The organism is Pseudomonas sp. OIL-1, from assembly GCF_010669185.1.
GTDB lineage: Bacteria > Pseudomonadota > Gammaproteobacteria > Pseudomonadales > Pseudomonadaceae > Halopseudomonas > Halopseudomonas profundi.
In genome coordinates this window covers 3,129,154-3,148,049 of record NZ_CP048629.1, presented here as the reverse complement: position 1 = coordinate 3,148,049, position 18,896 = coordinate 3,129,154, and the positions used below count along the sequence as shown (strand labels likewise).

The following is an 18,896-nucleotide window of genomic DNA, read 5'->3' as shown; positions in this document are numbered from 1 at the left end:
TGTTTTTTATGGTGGTTGCCATTGGTTATGCCGCATTCATGTCAATCAAATACTGGAACGGCATCTCTGTATGACTTTCAGGGGTTCCTTTGACAATCTGGCGGACTGAAAAAAAATGAATAAAAGACAAACCAGAATATTCGCTATAGCCTCCACGGCGATTTCGGCTCTGGTATTTCTGATCCTCACGGTCGACAGCCATCGGCAATTTCCAGAACTTACCAACGCGGAAACCATTACGCCTCAGGTTACTCACGGCAAGGATGTATGGCATAAATATAACTGCATCAACTGCCATACCCTGTTTGGCGAAGGTGCCTATTACGCGCCAGATCTCACCAAGATTACGCAGCATAGAGGCGAGGCATATCTGAAAGCCTATATGCGTGATCCATCCAATTTCTATGATGAAGAAATTCATCGCCGGCTCATGCCCAAGCAGGATCTGAGCGAAGAAGAGATCAACGACCTGATCATTTTTCTTGACTGGGTCGCGAACGTTGACAACCAGGGCTGGCCACCCCGTCCAATTCTGGTAACCAATAGCCTCGCGCAGCATACACCCGGAGCGGATGTGACGACTGACCCCAGCGTTACGCCGGTGGAAAGCGGATCCGACCCGCGGGCATTGGGGGAAAAGCTGTTCAACTCGGCGGTGCCCTCCTGTAACGCCTGTCATTCCACCGCGCCGGGCGTGACCATGGCGGGACCCTCCATGGCTGGCCTGGTGGGTCGTACTGAAGAGCTGCTCGCCTCCGGCGATTACGGCGGCGAAGCCGCTGACGTCGAGGGCTATATTCGCGAGTCGATTGTGAGTCCCAGCGCACACCTGGTGCCAGGCAGCATGTTTTCGGCTGACGGCGTGTCGTTCATGCCAACTACTTATCCGGAAAGCCTGACCGAAGAGCAGATAGACCACCTGGTGGCCTATTTGACCTCGCTCAGATGAATCGCGCCGCGCGCCAGAAAAAGTTGACGGAGAACAATCATGCGCTATAAATCCCAGTCGGTTGCTTATTGGTACTTTGCAGTATCGATGGGGCTATTCGGATTGCAGATGGTATTCGGCCTATTATCGGCCACCAAGTATCTTGGACCGGATCCACTGTTATACGTCCTGCCTTTTGATGTGACCAAGGTAATCCATACCAACTTGCTGATTGTTTGGGTGCTTGCCGCATTCATGGGCGGTACATATTGGTTGGTACCCGAGGAATCCAGACGCGAATTGCACAGCGTCAAGCTGGCATACATTCAGCTGATACTCTGGGTACTGATGGGCGTCACAGCGATTATCGGTTACCTGTTCCGTTACGGCACCGGTAACAAGTTGCTGGAACAACCATTACCGCAGAAACTGGTCATCGTGTTGTGTATGGGTATCTTCCTTTACAACATCGGTATGACGATCAAGAAGTCCGGCCGTTTTACCACTACCGAAGGGGTGTTGTTACTCGGGCTGGTCAGTTCTGCCGTGCTGTTCATCCCTGCCCTGCTGCACTACGAAAACTACACCGTGTCGATTTTCTATCGCTGGTGGACCATCCACCTGTGGGTGGAAGGCGTCTGGATGATGATCATGGGCTCGTTCCTCGCCTATCTGCTGATTCGCCTGTCCGGCGCGGATCGCGAGGTCATGGAAAAATGGCTGTACGTGATCGTTGCACTGGTATTCATCGCAGGCATTCTGGGTACAGCTCACCACTATTACTGGGTTGGCGTGCCAACCTACTGGTTGCCCCTCGGCGGCCTGTTCAGTGCGCTTGAGCCAGCCGCGCTGGTCGGCATGGCAGTGCTTGCCTACGGTGCCATCCGCCGTTCGGGTATGGCACACCCCAACGCGCTGGCGTTGCACTGGGCGGTGGGCAGTGCTGTCTTCACCCTCTTTGGTGCGGGTCTGCTCGGCCTGGCGCACACCTGGCCGGGTATCAACAAATGGACCCACGGGACGCTGATCACCGCCATGCATGGCCATGCTGCGTTCTACGGCGCTTACGTGATGATCAACCTGGCGATGATCAGCTATGCATTGCCGGCACTGACCCGGGGTCGTCCCGAGGGAGGAACCACCATGGGCTACTGGGCTTTCTGGCTGCAGCTGGCGGGCATGTTCGGCATGACCCTGTCCTTCGCCACTGCAGGCATTGGCCAGGTCTACCTCGAACGGGTAATGGGCATGGGCTATCTGGATGCGCAGCTGAAGATTCAGGTCCACTTCCTCATGCTGATTGCCACAGGAACGATCTTCGTGACCGGGGTAGGCTTGTTCATCTACGACTTCTTCCGGTTCCCGCCACGGCTGATGATCTCGGACGACACGGAACAGCTATCGCCGCGCGAACCGGTCACTGACGATGCGAGGTCCCAGGTTTGACTGTGATGTCCACACAAGAGCCTCCGCAGCAGCGTGAGGCGCCCTTCTATATCCCCAGCGGAGACGAGGTCGAGCTGTTCGAACAGTCGCATGCGCGCAACCTGGCAGTCATGCTCAAAGGACCGACAGGGTGCGGCAAGACCCGTTTCGTAGAACATATGGCCTGGAAACTGGGCCGACCGCTGGTCACTGTCCAGTGTCATGACGATCTGACTGCCAGTGATCTGGTCGGCCGCTTTCTGATTCGGGCCAACGACACCGTCTGGCAGGACGGGCCGCTGACACGCGCTGTACGCGAAGGCGCCATCTGCTATCTCGATGAAGTGGTCGAGGCGCGTCAGGACACCGTGGTCATACTGCACTCGCTTACCGATCATCGCCGTATCCTGCCCCTGGACAAGACCGGTGAACAGCTCGTGGCGGCTCCCGGGTTCCAGCTGGTGGTGTCCTATAATCCGGGCTACCAGCGGATGCTCAAGGATCTCAAGCCGAGTACCCGCCAGCGCTTTGTGGCAATGGATCTCGACTTCCCGCCGCCTGAGCAGGAAGCCCGGATCGTTGTTACCGAAGGCGCAATAGACGAGCCCACCGCCCACGCACTGGTAGCTCTCGCGCTACGCCTGCGAGAGTTACGTGATCATGGCCTGGCGGAGGTTCCAAGCACGCGTCTGCTGATCGCCGCCGCCAATCTGATTGCCGGCGGCATCCAGCCTCGTGCGGCTTGCTACGCAGCGGTGATATCACCTTTGTCCGACGACGAGTCCCTGGTCGCCGCCATGCGAGACCTTGTCGACGCCACCTTTGTCTGAGTAATCATGGCCGAAGCTGAAGACGTAATCACCGACGCCGCGCGCTATGCCACGATTTTCACCCGCAACCTCTGGCGTCGGTATCTTCCCCCTCCTCCGGGTCCGGTGCTGGTCACGCTGAACGACGTTGCCAGTCGCCTGGATCTGCTATGCACTGGCGTATTTGCCAATCGCTACCCGATCCGCGCTGCGCAGGCGGGAGCGCGTTCAACGCTGCTGACGCTATTGTTCAGGCGTGATCCTGCGCCGCGGACCCGCGCTGCCATACCCGCAACGGACGGCTGCAGCATCTGGCTTCCGCGCGATGCGGGCACGCCTGACATGGCGCTGGGATCATCCTGGTACCGAGTGCTTGCACTGCAACAGGCGATGCGTATTCAGCGCGGTAGCGCCACGCTCATCACGGCGAACATGAAACCGCTGGTACGCGATCTGTACCTGCTGCTCGAAGCCTCAAATGCTGACGAAGACCTAAGCCGACTGCTGCCCGGCATGCGCGGCGCGCTTGATATCGCCCGGCAGCAGGCTCTACAGAACCGACCTGAACTGGAACGGTTCTCTCCGCCACGCCAGAAACTCGAGGTATTCCTGCGTCGGCTGCTCGAGCGACCCTGTGGTGATCCGCCAGCGGATCTGCTCTGCGCCACTGCGGAGCAGTCCCTGCGGATGGCCACCAGTCTGGCGCCCGAGTTTGCCCCAGACGAACAATCCGAACGGCTGCTGGGTCTGCATCCGCTTTACCCGGATTGCTGGACCGGTGCACTCAAGCCCGCCCCGGTATTCGATGAGAACAAGACAGGTCCCGCTGGCGCGACCGACGAGACGGACCATGAGCCTGCTGCCCCCCGCAGTGCCAGGCTGGAGCGTCGGCCGACGATACGCGAAGCCAAGGAAGATGAAGACGACGATTCCGGCCCGGGTCCCTGGATGGTGCATCCTGAGGGAGGCCATGAGCATGCAGAGGATCCGATGGGCCTCAAACGCCCGGTTGATCTGGACGATGCTGCCAGCGCCGCGGAATACGGCGAGCTTGTCTCCGAGCTCCCGGAGGCCCGACTGATTTCCACCCCGGGCAGGCCCAAGGAGGTATTGCTGACTGATGATCCGCCGGAGGAGCGTGCACGACGCGTAGCGGGACGCAGTGATCCGCGCGGCAACCGGATTCGCTATCCGGAATGGGATTATCGTAGCAGCAGCTACCGCGATCCCGGTGCCACGGTGCGGCTGCTTGATGCGGTGGCCGGTCCACAGGAATGGGTCGACGAAACGCTGAGGAAGCATCGTCCGATGCTGAATTCCATTCGCCGCCACTTCGAGATGCTACGCGCAGAGCCGGTGCTGCTGCGCCGCAGGCAGGACGGCGACGATATCGATCTGGACGCCTATCTGGAGAACCACGCAGATTTTCGAGCCGGGCTTCCGCGCTCCGATGCACTCTATCAGACCCGCCGCGCCATCCGCCGGAACGTCGCGATCACCCTGCTGATCGACGTTAGCGGGTCGACTGATGCCTGGGTCTCAGGCAACAGACGAATCATTGATGTGGAGCGTGAAGCCGTTCTGCTGGTATGCATGGCATTGGAGAGCCTGGGCGAGCCCTATTCTGTCCAGGCGTTTTCCGGTGAAGGCCCCGGTGGCGTTACCGTACGTGAACTGAAGCGCTTCGAGGAACGCTACAACAATACGGTAGCCCTTCGCATTTCTGCTCTGGAACCAGAACATTACACCCGCGCCGGCGCAGCCCTACGCCACGCTACCAGCGGCCTGATGCAGCAGGCCGCCGAACACCGTTTGCTGATCCTGCTGTCCGACGGCAAACCTAACGACATCGATGATTACGAAGGGCAATACGGCGTCGAAGATATGCGCCAGGCCGTCAACGAAGCATCCCTGCAAGGGATTTTCCCCTTCTGTCTGACCATCGACAGACAGGCCGCAGCCTATTTGCCCAAGGTCTTCGGTGCCCATCGCTATGCACTACTGCCTTCCCCTCAACGGCTACCCGCCGTACTGCTGGAATGGATCAGGCGATTGCTGATCTAGAGCCCTGCACCCTGCAGGGCCAGGCGCGCGGTAGAAGCCATCGGTAGCCTCGGTTATCATCTACCCATAAAGAGGCATGGCTTGATGCAAATCAACTGCTTACCCTCCCACGCACATCCAAACGCGAATCCAGATCATGCAACTGCCTGCGCAACATCATCATCGAGTCCTCCAGCATCCGATGCTGTCATCATTTCCGGCGGATGTTCAGGCGGAAATGCTGGCAGAGACCGTTTACCGGGAATACCCGGCCCAGGCCCTGATTTTCCGCCAGGGTGATCCGGCCGACCGGTTTTTCCTGGTGCTGGAAGGTGCGGTAAAACTCTTCCGCATATCACCGGATGGTAAAGAAAAGGTGGTTGAGGTTATTCAGGCAGGCCACACCTTCGCGGAAGCCGTCATGTTCATGCAGCGCCCGGTGTATCCCGTCTGTGCCGAGACATTGCAGCCCGTACAGCTGGCAGGCTTCTCGAACAAACTCATGTTGCACAGTCTGGAAAGCAATCCACAGACCTGCCTGAGACTGCTCGGGCATCTGAGTGTGCGTCTGCACCAGCGTCTCGATGAGCTGGAAAACCTGACCCTGCAAAATGCCACGCAGCGCTTCGCGCTTTATCTGGTCAGCCAGATCAAGGACCGCTCCGACGATACCGTGGAGCTGGATCTTGGTCTGCCCAAAGGCTTGATCGCTGCGCGTCTTTCCATCAAGCCGGAAACCTTGTCGCGTGCCATGGCGACACTGCGCGATCTCGGACTGATCGGCAGTCAGGGCCGTCATATCCAGATTCCCAGCGTCAGCAAGCTGCTTGCCGAGTTTGCCTGAGAGTAATCAGCAGGAAGTCGCATCCATGTTCAGGCAAATATTATGGCGCACGCTGGCTTCAGTCAGTCTCGGGCTGGGTGCGCTGGGCATCGTATTGCCGGGGCTGCCTACGACGCCATTCCTGCTGGTTGCCGCCTGGGCTGGATCGCGGGGTTGGCCTGCCCTGGAAGCCCGCCTGTTAGCACATGAACGGTATGGTCCGTTGATCCGCGACTGGCGTAATGACCGCGCGGTACCGCGTAAAGCCAAATGGATGGCTTCGCTGCTGATGCTGAGCAGCGTAATCATGATCTGGTTGCTTCCTGCCCCTGATCTCGTCCGCTGGCTGCTGCCGGTGTTCCTGCTGTGTGTTGCCATCTGGCTCTGGACGCGCCCGGAAAGCTGAAGCCTGGGGGGGGCCGGGCGCGCTGCCCGGGTTCTCAATACCCTGATGGTTAAAGCTACCTTGTTTCGAGGTAGTACATTCGACCCGCCATATTAAATCCGCTTTTAAATCAGCTGCTTACCCTCCGGCACGAAACTTGCTTTGACATAGATCAAGAAACGAAAAACTTCGTTCACGTTCAATCCAGGAGTACATCAACATGCCCAGCAAGACTTCTGCCTTATGCCTGGCAATCACCCTTGCGGTATTACCGATCGGCGTTGCCCATGCCGAAAGCCATTCCCATGCTCACGGCCACGAAGCGCACCAGACACATGAAATGGGCGAGCACACACTGCGGCTGAACAACGGCAGCCAGTGGGAGACCGATGCCCCACTGCGTAAGGCAATGGGCATCCTGAGGCAAGACATTCACCCGTTAATGCCGGAGATTCACAATGACCGACTTTCTGACGACGGCTATGAAGCACTCGCCCAACAGGTGAATGACCAGGTGAAATACATGATCGAGAATTGCGAACTGGAAGCCGAAGCCGATGCCCAGTTACATCTCATCATTGCCGAGTTGATGGCCGGCGCCAACGCTCTGCAGGGAGAGGCCGAGGATCAGGCGCGGCGCGACGGAGCAATCCGCGTGGTGGGGGCGTTGAACAGTTACGCCGCTTACTTCAACGATGCCAGTTTCAAGAAGCTCGGTCACTGAGCCGCGGTTCGGCTGCCACGGTATACGCATGGATTGGCACGCACTGGCTTACCGGTCCATCCGTGGGTAGACCTTGGCGTAGCGCAGGCGCACTACACCCCCAGGGTTGGCGTTCAGATCACGGCTCCGAAGATTGGGCTTCCTGGGGTGGGGCTTCCTGGGGTTGGCGAGCGCCTGCTCGCCGACGGGGTTGATGTGGAATGCGGAACCTGGCGTAGCGCAGGCGCGCTACACCCCCAGGGTTGGCGTTCAGATCACGGCTCCGAGGATTGGGCTTCCTGGGGTGGGGCTTCCTGGGGTTGGCGAGCGCCTGCTCGCCGACGGGGTTGATGTGGAATGCGGAACCTGGCGTAGCGCAGCTGCGCTACGCCCGCGGGTTGCATCAATGCATGGATTGCCCGTGCTGGGTGGAGGCGGCCTGCTGCAATACGTCCTGATCGATATCCTCAAAGCGCAACACTCGCCCGTCGTGCTTTTCGGCCATGGCCTGCGCTGCGGACTCATCGGCGAAACTCGCCAGCGTCGCGCCCATAGCACCTTGCAATGGAATATCGATTACGTAGTAAGCCTGCTTCGCGTCAATCAGATGCGCATCGTCGGGCGCGCTCCACTCGCTCTGCCCCATATCGTGCACAAACAACGAAACGTCACTGATACGGTTTTCCGGCTGCAGCCACCAGCCGAGCATTTCTGCGGTTGAGCAGAATTTGCGTACGCCTTCGTTGCCGACGCTCTGTCCTTTCGGGCCTTCAAATTCGCTGATCACCATTCCGCAAACGTGGCATGAGTCTTCCTCATGGAAGGCCACCGGCTCACGTGTTACTTCGTCTTCCTCCTGCTTGCCACAGGCCAACAGACCCAGACTCAGCATGGCGATTGCAGCCAGGCGGGCGCTGCGTCCGTGAAGATAATTCATCATTCAAAAGTCCTTAGGGTCACACGACCCGTCGACGGAACAACCAATACGCCAGTAGCAGCAAAATACTTACCCACACAGCCAGACATGCCCATAACAGCCAGCCCGAAACAGGCAGATCGTCACCCAAAGTCAGTACGCCGACTGCACTGCTGCCGACGTCAAAGCCAGACAGGTTGATCAGGCGGTAGATATCGGTTGGGTTGAACAGGAGCAGCCAGGGAAGCAGGTCCGGGTTGAACTTGCCCTCGCTGATAACCAGTACAGCCAGCAGCGCCAGATCGAATACCAGTACGAACAGGAACCACAACCCGAGCGCCAGACCGGCGGCTGTGGATTTTTCGCGGGCCAGGCTGCTCAGCACATAGGCCAGCGCCAGAAACACCCATCCCAGCAGGGTAGATGAAATCATGAACCGTCCGAATGCCCATATCAGCAGACTCAACTCGACATCTTCGACCAGGGCTGCAATGGCCAGCGCAGCGCATCCAAAGCCAATCAACGTGGCCAACGCCAGAATCAGCCCATGACCAAAGAACTTGCCCAGCAGTATCTGTCCGCGGCCAAGTGGATAGGTCAACAGCAACATCAGGGTCCCCCCTTCCTCTTCGCCGACAATCGCGTCATAGGCGAGCATCAAGGCGATCAGCGGCATGAGGAACGTCGCGAGACTGGCGAGACTGGCGATGGTAGCCGGGATGGAAGTAAAGCCTACCTGGCCGGAGGCGGCGGCGCCAAACCAGGCAATGCCGACGGCCAGCAGCGCGAATACAAGACTGATCGCCAGCAGCCAGCGATTGCGCAGGCCATCGCTTAATTCCTTGAGCGCAATATTCCAGATCTGGTTCATGCCGGCACCCCGTTTGCCTTGTCCATGTAGTGGCGGTAAAGATCGGTAAGCGATGGCTGGTGAATTTCAATGTCGGTCAGTTTTTCCCCTGCAAGCAGTTGCCGGAGCAGATCGAGCTTCTGATCGCCACGCGCCACGACTTCGATACCGTCGCTGCCAAGCGGCGTAGCGCCATGCCCTGCCGCGTTCCAGCGCTGCATCCAGGATTCCCGGTCGACTACGCCGCTGACGCGGATCCGCTCAGGCAACGCAGCCTCGTGACGCAAACTGGTCAGCGTGCCCACCGCCTGCAGGCGCCCACCAGCCAGAATCGCGCCGCGGTCGATATGCCGCTCAACGCCCGGCAATACGTGTGAACACAGGATGACGCTGCAGCCTTGCTGGCGGAGACCGTCAATCAGGCTATACAGGTCTTCAGTGGCGACCGGATCCAGGCCTACGGTGGGTTCATCCAGCAGCAGCAGGCGGGGCTCGCCGAGCAAGGCCTGTGCCAGGCCGAGTCGTTGGCGCATGCCTTTGGAGTAGGTCCGCACGCGGCGGTCCGCTGCATGGCTCAGCCCGACCTGCTCCAGCAACTGGTCTGTCTGACCGGGTGCGGCATCTTTCAAACGCGCAAAATGACGCAGCGTTTCGCGGCCGCTGAGTTGCCCGTAGAAGGTCACGTTCTCGGGAAGGTAGCCCAGGGTGCGGCGCACCTGCGGATCGTTCGGCTCGCGGCCAAGCACGCGCACCTGCCCTTCAGTGGCGTTGAGCAGGCCGAGTATGAGTTTCATGGTGGTGGTCTTGCCTGCACCGTTGTGCCCAAACAAACCAAGGACTTCGCCTTCGCCCAGCGTGAGGTTCAACCGCTCGAGCACGGTCATGGCGCCATAGCGCTGCGTGAGATTCTGGATTTCAACTGCATTCATCGGGTGGCTTCCTGAGCGAGAGCCGGACTGTCCGCCGGTAGCTTCATTAGCGGATGGCTATCCTGCACGCCGGGCGATTTGGTTACCGGGAAAACACGTTGCACCCAGCGCAACAGTTCAATGGCCGGGCTGTTCATCAGCAAGCGCACCTGCGGATAAAGCCAGAGCAGGCGGTCGATGTTGTCGTTCGGCTCATAGGCCACATCGCCCAGCCCGTCATTATCGCGGTCCCACCCCAGGTAATCGCTCCAGTAATTGCCCTGGCCATCGACCGACCATTCCTGGGTGCGGGTCGCCACGTATTTCACTTGCTGCTGGTTGGCCACAAAGGCGTTGCGGCTGATCTTGTTGTCTTCAGATCCAGCCGTAAGATGTATTCCTAACCCGCTGTTTTCGAAGTGGTTGTTTTCTATGGTATTGAACAGTGAATTATAGATGAACAACGCCTTGCCTTCCGCACCCGAGATCATGCTGTCGCCCGTGTCTCCCTGATGAGCATCGGACACAAAGTTACCGCTTATCGTCGAGTAGGTGATGTAGTTCATCAGAATGCCGTAGTTCTGATCATGCTCGGAGCGGTTCCCGGTAACTGTCAGCTGACGGCTCTGCATCAATGCGTAGCCGGTCCGGGTGTTACGCGTGATATTGCCGATGACAGTGTTGTCATGGGAAAACATGTAGTGCACGCCGTAGCGCAGGTCTTCGAGCGTGTTGCCCTCGATCTGGTTGCCGTTGGAGTTGCCGATGTACACGCCGTCACGTGTGTGACGTACATGGTTGTCGATAATTCGGGTGCCCTTGGTACTGAATAGATGGATACCGTTGCCGCGGTTTTGCGAGCGCATACTCTGGTCGCCCTGGATATCGTTGCCGACCACGCTCACATCACTGGCCTGATCGATCCAGATTCCGAAACCTGGTCCGCGCAGGCGATTGCCTCGCAGAGTCGCCCGATCGGCCTCCGGATGCAAAAAAATGCCAGCATCCAGCTCGGTCAGGTTCTGTCCCCAGTCCGAGAGCGTGCAGTTTTCAAGGGTCACGTCGGGCGTCTTTATCTCAACGACATGACCTGTACCCTGCCCATTCAATATTGCGCCGTCTTCGCAGCGCAGGTGGATTGGCTGATCGATGAGAAACTGGCCCTGATATTCCCCTGCAGGAAGGGACCAGCGGTTGTCACTGTCGGCGGACAGTGGCAAGTCGGTAATACTCTGAGGAGCCGCCTGGGCCACTCCGGAAAAATACAGTAATGCACATAGGGCACTGAGGCGCGTAACCACTCTCGCCGGTTTTTTCGGCACTGCTGTTACCTTCTTCGGATGCCATCGAAAAACAGCCCGGCGGATCGCCGGGCTGCTGAGTCGTGCTGATAACTACGGCTATCAGGCCGGTTCGACCATCATCCGGCCGACCATTTCCATATGCAATGCGTGGCAGAACCAGCTGCAGTAGTACCAGAACAGGCCGGCTTTGTCGGCGGTGAATGTGATGGAAGAGGTCTGCTGCGGGCTGATCTCCATGCTCACACCGTGATTCACCATGACGAAACCGTGGGTCACGTCTTCGATCTGGTCGATGTTGGTCACGGTCACCGTCACCTCATCGCCCTGCTTGACGGTGAATTCGGTAAGCCCATAGGCGGGTGCAAAGGAGGTCATGTAGACACGCACCTTGTTGCCGTCGCGGACCACCTTATTGTCGGCAGTCAGGTTGACGCCATCCTTCTCGGCCATCTTCACGGTTTCGGCGAAGAACGGATCATCGCGGTCCCAGATCTTCTTGGTGCGGATCTGATCGCGGCGAGCCATGATGCAGTCATGCGGCTCAGCGAATGCCGGGCCGTCATGAACCAGCTTCATCTCGTCGCCCGAGATATCGATCAGCTGATCGTTCTCAGGGTGCAGCGGGCCGGTCGGCAGGAAACGGTCCTTGGCGAACTTGCTCAGGACCACCAGCCACTGGCCGTCGGCTTCCGAGGTTTCGGTCAGCGACGCGTGGGTATGGCCTGGCTGGTAATGCACATCCAGCTTCTGTTTGATGTAGTTGACGTCTTCGCCGTTATAGGCACGAATGGCGTCTTCCATGTTCCACTTGACGATCTGACTGTCGATGAACAGGGTGGTGTAGCCATTGCCACGACCGTCAAAGGTGGTATGCAGCGGTCCGAGGCCCAGTTCGACTTCGGCAACAACCACTTCCCGCGGGTCATCAAACTTATCGGCAAACAGATCGTCAAGCCGGTCGATGGCGATCATGGTGACCGTCGGGGACAGTTTGCCGGCCGCGATGAAATATTTGCCATCCGGAGATGTGTTGCAACCGTGGGGGTTCTTCGGCACGGGAATGTAACGGGTTAGCTCGGAGCCGGCACGGCCGTCAACAACCGGTACCTTGGAGTCGCCCAACGTGCTGAAATTACCATCCTTGACGGCTTTCTCGATGCGCGGAATATTGAATACCACCACCCAGTCGCGCTCAGCGCGCATCATGCCACCCAGGTCGGTCGCTTCTTCCGAGTTATAACAGGTTGCCGCGGCGTACTTGCCGGTGTAGTCGGCATCGGTATTGTCCAGGTTACCGTCGACGATGACCTGGAAAGCGACCTCCATGCTCTCGGCGTCCAGTACGTTGAACATGGTATAGGCATTGTCGCCACTCAGATCAAAGCTCGTACCATCATTCGGATGGGGAATGATGAATTCGGCGTTGGCAAAAACGTATTTGGTGTGCGGTACTTTCTGCAGACGCAGGCCGTGAATCGACTGAACGTTGGGGATCGTGGTGATCTTGTCCGTCTTCATGATATCCAGGCGGATACGGGCAACGCGGCTGTTGGCCTTGTCGTTGATAAACAGATATTTACCGTCGTATTTGCCATCTGTCATGGATATGTGCGGATGGTGGCAATCGCCGTTCAGGAACTTGGCACTGTCGCCCATGATCCGTTTGCTTTCGTTGGTCAGGCCCCAGCCGGTTGCCGAGTCGATATTGAATACCGGGATGCGCATGAGCTCGCGCATCGACGGAACGCCCATCACCCGGACCTCACCCTGATGCCCGCCACTCCAGAAACCGTAATAGTCATCCAGCTCGCCGGGGCCTACGTGAGTCTTGGATTTCGCCTCCTTGGCTGCCTGGGCAAAGGCTTCGCGGCTCATGATGGAACTGCCAAGCGCGGTCGCGCCCACGACTGCCGCACCCGTCATGGCGCTGGCACCGAGGAAGCCGCGGCGGCTTAGCCCTTTGGCTTCGAGTACTTCGGTATTCTTCTCTTTGTCACTCATCTTTCTGCTCCTTGGATACAGCTTCAGTCTTCAAACTCGGATGTGAAACGTTTCGTTCAGGGTTACTTCAGGGTTCAACCACATGGACCGGAATCAGCTCGGGGACGGGCTCCTTCTTGCCTTTGCGTGCGCGCTTGTTCTTCAGGATCAAGGGCGGACATTTTTCGTCGTTGTGGTAGGTCATCTGGCAGTCCAGGCAGTAATGGCATTCGTTGTGATTGATATGCCCATCCGGATGAATAGCCTGGATTTCGCATTCCTTGGCACAGAGCTGGCAAGGATCACCGCACTCCTTGCGGCGCTTCAGCCAGTCAAACAGGCGGAACTTTGAGGGGATGGCCAACGCGGCGCCCAGCGGGCAGATGTAGCGGCAATAAACCTTGCGGGTAAAAATACTGATCACCAGCAGGATCACTGCATACAGCACAAACCACCACTGACGGTCGAACCTCAGGGTAATGGCCGTCTTGAAAGGCTCAACCTCAGCCGCACGCTCAGCGACGGCCATGGATTCCAGCGAAATGGCAAAGAGCACCATGAGCACTATGTACTTGATCGCCCATAGGCGCTCATGTACAGCAAAGGGTAGCTCGTACTGTGGCACTTTCAACTTGCGCGCTGCCTCGTTGATCAGCTCCTGCAGGGCACCGAAGGGACATAACCAGCCGCAGAAGACCCCCCGCCCCCACAGCAGAATGCTGGCGGCAGTGAATACCCACAGGATGAAAATGATTGGATCGGTAAGGAACAGCTCCCAGCGGAAGTCTTCAAACACCGCGTGCACGAAGGTCAGCACGTTGACCACCGACAACTGCCCCAGCGCATACCAGCCGAGGAATGTCACAGTAAAGATCAGGTAACCGCGGCGCAGCCAGTGCAGGAAAGTCGGGTGCTTGGTCAGCTTGTCCTGGAAGAACAGGATGCCAAGCAGCACCATCAGCGCAGTGACCACGACGCCGATCTGCCAGCTCTGCTGATACCAGATATTGACCCACATCGGACGGTTGGCCTCTTCGATCGCCGCCAACTCTGCAGCCGTAGGCTCTGGCCGCTCGATGTATTGCTCAGGCAGCTGATACGGCAGCTCGAAACTGGTGAACACGCTGCTCACCGGGCCAGTTTGCCGGCGCACCAGCAATTCCAGCGACCAGGGCGTGCCGGGGTCGAAGCGATGGTTCTCGCGCACAATGAAGATAGACATCTCGTCAAAATCAGGCATGCCTGCAGCGAAGACGTCGGATAACCGCTCGTGGTCCATATCGCGAAAGCTGATCATCTCGCCAAACTGGCGCAGCTGCACCCGGTCGAAAATGCCGCCCCGTACGTAGCCAGACCCTTTGTAGGAGTAGTCGCCACGGCCCATCACAGCGATGGCGTGCTCGCCGGGCTCAAGGTCCTCCATCAGAAACCGGTACTGGTTGTCGCCCAGCAGGTTGCGGCCAACGGTCGGCGGGTTGAGATGCGCGGCATACATATCAATGAAGGTGGCGTCGGCCTGATCCGGAGCGGCTTCGTCTATCCCTTCTGCCTCGGTCCCGCGAAAGGCTTCGTCGATCTCGCCATGGGTGAGATGCAGACGGCGGACTGCGCCGTTACCGGTGAGGGTCGCCCAGTCGGTTTCCTCATACACATCCTCGCGAACCGTGGCCGGCCTGGTTCCTGCGGCGCTGGCGGCGTCAACCAGACCCAGCGATACCGCGACGGTATGCGCCGAACCCATGACAATCTCACTGACCACCATTACGGTGACAGTCGCCCCACTGACAGCATCAACGGTGACTGCGTTCTCGTCCCGCGAACGGCCCACCACGACGCGTTGATTAACCGAAATGCCGTCGTACTTGGCAGTGAAGTCGTGCAGTTTCTGCTCAGGGATGCCAATCAGCAGGATAGGCTCATGGTGTTCCAGTACATAGGCATCGCGAATGACGCCCCGCGGATCAATAATCACATGGACATTTAAAGGCTTGCCGGAATAGGCAGGAATGTTGGTGACATCAATACTCTGATAGGCATAACCCACTACCTCTTCGTCTGCATACAAGGAGCGGACGTTGTACTCACCTTCAGGCTCGGAAATCCTGTCCACGTTGGGTAGCGCTATCTCGATCCGCTGCTGGATCAGGTCTGCATAGGCCTGGGCTGCAGCTGCTTGAAAAGCGCCCAGCCCAAGGACAATGCAGATAATAGCTCTGCAGACCCATGCAGCACTGATTGGGTTTGTCATTAATGGAACTCCGGGTACTGAAGAAGTGACTTCGAGGTTTGAGGTAAGTGTAGACATCCATCCGACAGGGGGATTTGATCAGGATCAATTCCCAACCGACTGCGAAATGCATGCATATCGCCATTTAGCTGCATTTATGCGATATATCACAGCATTTGCTCGCATTTGACGACATGATATCCGCTTTTGAGAGCCCTCTCCCGAGGGCCCGCGGCGCTAGGTCGCGGGCTGAGCGGGAACTGTGGAAGGTCCCCTGTCCAGTTCGGCGAATAGTGAAGAACTGACTCAATAACCGCCATACCTATTCCTGGCTATTGACTAGGAAATACGCTGACAAAAAGGCTCCAATCGAAACGGTATATCCAACCATTGATGGTGATATATACCCTTGCGCTATTGGGTGGAAAATACTCTCGGCTATTTTTATCCTTGCAAAACAAGAACCTAAGATATGGCACAGTGCTTGCTAATAGTCCTGCACAGGCATCCGATCCGCTTCGGCAGCTTCATTACCCCGAAACGGACCCAGCTCAGGACGAAATATATGAACCATCTTGCAAGCACGACCACACTGCACCATCCCGACAACAGCGGAATCTATTACCGGGCCACCGGTAATGAAACCGAACTGTTCGAACAGGCTGCCCGGCATCAACTCCCGGTACTCATCAAAGGCCCCACCGGTTGCGGCAAGACTCGCTTCGTGCAGCACATGGCCGAACGTCTGGGCCGCAAGCTCTACACCGTAGCCTGCCATGACGACCTGACAACGGCCGACCTCGTCGGCCGCCATCTCATTGGACCTGACGGCACATACTGGCAGGACGGCCCCCTGACCCGCGCCGTACGCGAAGGCGCCATCTGCTATCTCGACGAAATCATCGAGGCGCGCAAGGACACCACCGTAGTCCTGCACCCGCTTGCCGATGACCGTCGCATTCTTCCGCTGGACGCCACAGGCGAGTGCCTCGAAGCGGCCCCCGGTTTCATGCTGGTGGTGTCCTACAACCCCGGTTACCGCAACTTGCTGAAAGGGCTCAAGCCGAGCACCCGCCAACGGTTCGTGGCGATGACCTTTGATTACCCCGAAACGGCTGCGGAAATCGACATTCTTGTTCGCGAAGCTGGCGTCGAGGTTGCTTTGGCAACACGGCTGGTCCAGCTGTGCAACGCATTACGCCATCTCGGCACACATGACCTGGAGGAAGCGCCTTCTACCCGACTGCTTATACATACCGCCCGCCTGATGCGTGCCGGCCTTGATCCCGTCGCTGCCTGCGAAGCCTGTCTGGCCCAGCCGTTGAGTGACGATCCGACCACTCAGGCCGCCATCCTTGACGTGGTCAAGGCGCACTTCGGCACGCACAACCAACCCGCAACATCCACACAGCGATTGAAAACCAGCGCCTAGGGAGCCGCCTCTGAAGAACGTAGCGAGCGAAGGTCAGGCAAGGCGAAATCCGACGAAAAAGCGCAGTTTACGTGTTGTAAACGAGCATTTTGAGGAGGAATTCAACGCAGTATGGCCGAGCGCAGTAGTTATTCAGAGGTTCCCTAAGTCTGGTCTGCCACAGCTTTCGAACTACTAACACGATGAGGAAGTAATCATGTCGGAGCGTTTCACCAAGGGCATGGCCCGAAATATCTACTACGGGGGCGGCATGTTTTTCATGCTGCTGTTTATTGGTCTGACCATGGATACGGTGGTAGCGATACCCGAGCGGGAAAATCGCGACAAGCTCACAGCCGAGGTCGCCCATGGCAAAGAGCTCTGGGAAGAAAACAACTGTGTCGGCTGCCACTCGCTGCTGGGTGAAGGCGCCTACTTCGCTCCTGAACTGGGCAACGTGTTTGACCGTCGCGGCATGGGTAACGAAGAAGCCTTCCACGCCTACTTCTCCGCCTGGATGAAGGCACAGCCGATCGGTGTTCCCGGTCGCCGTAAGATGCCGCAATTCAACCTGAGCGAGGAAGAAACCCGCGCCCTGTCCGAATTCCTCATCTGGACATCACGTATCGATACCAATGACTGGCCGCCGAACAAGGAAGGCTGAAGCTGACCCGGTTCCCATTACGCAAGGATAAACACACTATGAAATACGCAAGTCAGTCGGCAGCGAAGCCCTACTTCGCTTTCGCCATGATTTTGTTCGTCGGTCAGATCGTTTTCGGTCTGATCCTCGGCACCCAGTACATCATCGGCGACTTCATGTTTCCGGAGATACCCTTCAACGTGGCCCGCATGGTCCACACCAACCTGCTGATCGTCTGGCTGCTGTTCGGCTTCATGGGCGCGACCTACTTCCTGCTACCCGAGGAAACCCAGTGCGAGCTATATAGTCCCTTGCTGGCCAAAATACTTTTCTGGGTATTCGCCGCGGCCGGCACGCTGACCATCATTGGCTATCTGGCCGTGCCCTACGCAACGCTGGCGGAGCTGACAGGAAACAAATATTTCCCGACCATGGGACGGGAATTCCTTGAGCAGCCGACCATTACCAAGATCGGTCTGGCCCTGGTGTTTGTCGGCTTTCTCTTTAACGTCATCATGACCGTGCTCAAGGGTCGCAAGACCGTGGTCAGCATGGTGCTGACCACCGGCCTGATCGGCCTGGCAGCATTCTGGATGTTTGCCTTCTATAACCCCGCCTCGCTGGTGATGGACAAGTACTTCTGGTGGTGGGTTGTGCACCTGTGGGTTGAAGGCGTATGGGAACTGATCCTGGGAGCCATTCTGGCGTTCATTCTGATCCGCACTACCGGCGTAGACCGCGAAGTCGTCGAGAAATGGTTGTACCTGATCATTGCCATGGCCCTGATCAGCGGTATCCTCGGTACCGGCCACCACTTCTTCTTTATCGGCGCACCGGGATACTGGCTGTGGATCGGTTCAGTCTTCTCTGCCATCGAGCCCCTGCCGTTCTTCATGCTGATGGTCTTCGCATTCAGCATGCTCAAGCAGCGTCGCCGCGACCACCCCAACAAGGCGGCCGTCACCTGGGCAGTAGGTTGCACCATCATGGCGTTCCTCGGCGCGGGTGTATGGGGCTTCCTGCACACTCTGGCACCAGTGAACTACTACACCCATGGCACCCAGCTGACTGCGGCCCACGGCCACCTGGCCTTCTATGGCGCCTATGTGATGATCGTGCTGGCAATCATTTCCTACGCCTGGCCGATCCTGAACGGACGGCAAGCCAACAGCCTGCAGGCGCAACGCCTGGAGATCGCCTCCTGCTGGACCATGAGCGTCAGCATGCTGCTGATCACCTTGCTGCTGACCGCTGCCGGCGTGGTACAGATCTGGCTGCAACGCATTCCGGACGACGTCGGTGCGCTAGGTTTCATGGCCACTCAGGACGCGATCACAGTGATCTACTGGATGCGTCTGGCCGCCGGCGTGGGCTTCGGCGTCGGTGTACTCATGTACCTGGCCAGCTTCGTGGCCGCCGCACGCGCCAGCAAGCCGACCGAGCCGCTCGTTGCTGACGTCGCCGCCATGAGCTGATCAGAACGACAATCCGGTGCTGGCAGCTTCCGCTGCCAGCACCACCTACTCATCAACCTGACTGAA

General features: G+C 58.0%; 16 protein-coding genes. 10 read left to right on the top strand and 6 right to left on the bottom strand.

Annotation, left to right across the window (positions count from 1 at the left end; all coding sequences use genetic code 11):
- Positions 1-115 precede the first annotated feature (115 nt).
- The 7 genes from G3M63_RS14585 (at position 116) to G3M63_RS14555 (ending at position 7,137) form a co-directional block, all read left to right on the top strand.
- A complete protein-coding gene (locus G3M63_RS14585; RefSeq protein WP_150301620.1) occupies positions 116-949 on the top strand; it encodes a cytochrome c family protein in 834 nt (277 codons plus the stop codon).
- 39 nt (positions 950-988) lie between these two features.
- Positions 989-2,374: a cbb3-type cytochrome c oxidase subunit I gene (locus G3M63_RS14580; RefSeq protein WP_150301621.1), complete on the top strand. Its 1,386-nt coding sequence runs from the start codon at positions 989-991 to the stop codon at positions 2,372-2,374.
- Positions 2,375-2,379: 5 nt separating this feature from the next.
- Positions 2,380-3,183, top strand: a complete 804-nt coding sequence (locus tag G3M63_RS14575) for a CbbQ/NirQ/NorQ/GpvN family protein (protein WP_163983596.1) — start codon at positions 2,380-2,382, stop codon at positions 3,181-3,183.
- A 6-nt stretch (positions 3,184-3,189) separates the two neighbouring features.
- Entirely contained in the window at positions 3,190-5,226 is a 2,037-nt protein-coding gene (locus G3M63_RS14570) for a nitric oxide reductase activation protein NorD (protein ID WP_163983595.1), read from the top strand.
- 181 nt (positions 5,227-5,407) lie between these two features.
- The gene (locus G3M63_RS14565; protein WP_163983594.1) at positions 5,408-6,049 is read left to right on the top strand and encodes a Crp/Fnr family transcriptional regulator; all 642 of its coding nucleotides are present in this window, start codon (positions 5,408-5,410) and stop codon (positions 6,047-6,049) included.
- 25 nt (positions 6,050-6,074) lie between these two features.
- Entirely contained in the window at positions 6,075-6,434 is a 360-nt protein-coding gene (locus tag G3M63_RS14560; RefSeq protein WP_150301625.1) for a YbaN family protein, read from the top strand.
- A gap of 199 nt (positions 6,435-6,633) precedes the next feature.
- On the top strand, positions 6,634-7,137 hold the full coding sequence (locus G3M63_RS14555) for a hypothetical protein (protein WP_150301626.1): 504 nt from the start codon (positions 6,634-6,636) through the stop codon (positions 7,135-7,137).
- 382 nt (positions 7,138-7,519) lie between these two features.
- On the opposite strand, the gene G3M63_RS14550 is transcribed toward G3M63_RS14555, so the two are convergent.
- The 6 genes from G3M63_RS14550 to nosR all read right to left on the bottom strand — a co-directional run bounded on the left by G3M63_RS14550 (position 7,520) and on the right by nosR (position 15,322).
- Positions 7,520-8,053, bottom strand: a complete 534-nt coding sequence (locus G3M63_RS14550) for a nitrous oxide reductase accessory protein NosL (protein WP_150301671.1) — start codon at positions 8,051-8,053, stop codon at positions 7,520-7,522.
- A 19-nt stretch (positions 8,054-8,072) separates the two neighbouring features.
- A complete protein-coding gene (locus G3M63_RS14545; RefSeq protein WP_163983593.1) occupies positions 8,073-8,903 on the bottom strand; it encodes an ABC transporter permease subunit in 831 nt (276 codons plus the stop codon).
- Positions 8,900-9,811, bottom strand: coding sequence for an ABC transporter ATP-binding protein (locus tag G3M63_RS14540; protein ID WP_163983592.1), 912 nt, complete (start codon positions 9,809-9,811; stop codon positions 8,900-8,902). Before G3M63_RS14540 ends, G3M63_RS14545 begins: the two co-directional genes overlap by 4 nt.
- A complete protein-coding gene (locus tag G3M63_RS14535; protein WP_256669834.1) occupies positions 9,808-11,112 on the bottom strand; it encodes a nitrous oxide reductase family maturation protein NosD in 1,305 nt (434 codons plus the stop codon). The genes G3M63_RS14540 and G3M63_RS14535 overlap by 4 nt, the downstream gene beginning before the upstream one ends.
- Before the next feature lie 81 nt (positions 11,113-11,193).
- Positions 11,194-13,095, bottom strand: a complete 1,902-nt coding sequence (gene nosZ / locus G3M63_RS14530; protein ID WP_163983591.1) for a TAT-dependent nitrous-oxide reductase — start codon at positions 13,093-13,095, stop codon at positions 11,194-11,196.
- A 67-nt stretch (positions 13,096-13,162) separates the two neighbouring features.
- Entirely contained in the window at positions 13,163-15,322 is a 2,160-nt protein-coding gene (gene nosR, locus G3M63_RS14525; protein ID WP_163983590.1) for a transcriptional regulator NosR, read from the bottom strand.
- A gap of 544 nt (positions 15,323-15,866) precedes the next feature.
- Between nosR and G3M63_RS14520 the strand changes: the two genes are divergently transcribed.
- From G3M63_RS14520 to G3M63_RS14510, 3 genes are all read left to right on the top strand, one after another.
- On the top strand, positions 15,867-16,733 hold the full coding sequence (locus G3M63_RS14520; RefSeq protein ID WP_163983589.1) for a CbbQ/NirQ/NorQ/GpvN family protein: 867 nt from the start codon (positions 15,867-15,869) through the stop codon (positions 16,731-16,733).
- Between the two features lie 196 nt (positions 16,734-16,929).
- Positions 16,930-17,376 carry a cytochrome c gene (locus G3M63_RS14515; RefSeq protein ID WP_150301632.1) on the top strand — a complete coding sequence of 149 codons (447 nt, stop codon included), beginning with the start codon at positions 16,930-16,932 and terminating at the stop codon, positions 17,374-17,376.
- 38 nt (positions 17,377-17,414) lie between these two features.
- Entirely contained in the window at positions 17,415-18,830 is a 1,416-nt protein-coding gene (locus tag G3M63_RS14510) for a cbb3-type cytochrome c oxidase subunit I (RefSeq protein ID WP_163983588.1), read from the top strand.
- Positions 18,831-18,896 lie beyond the last annotated feature (66 nt).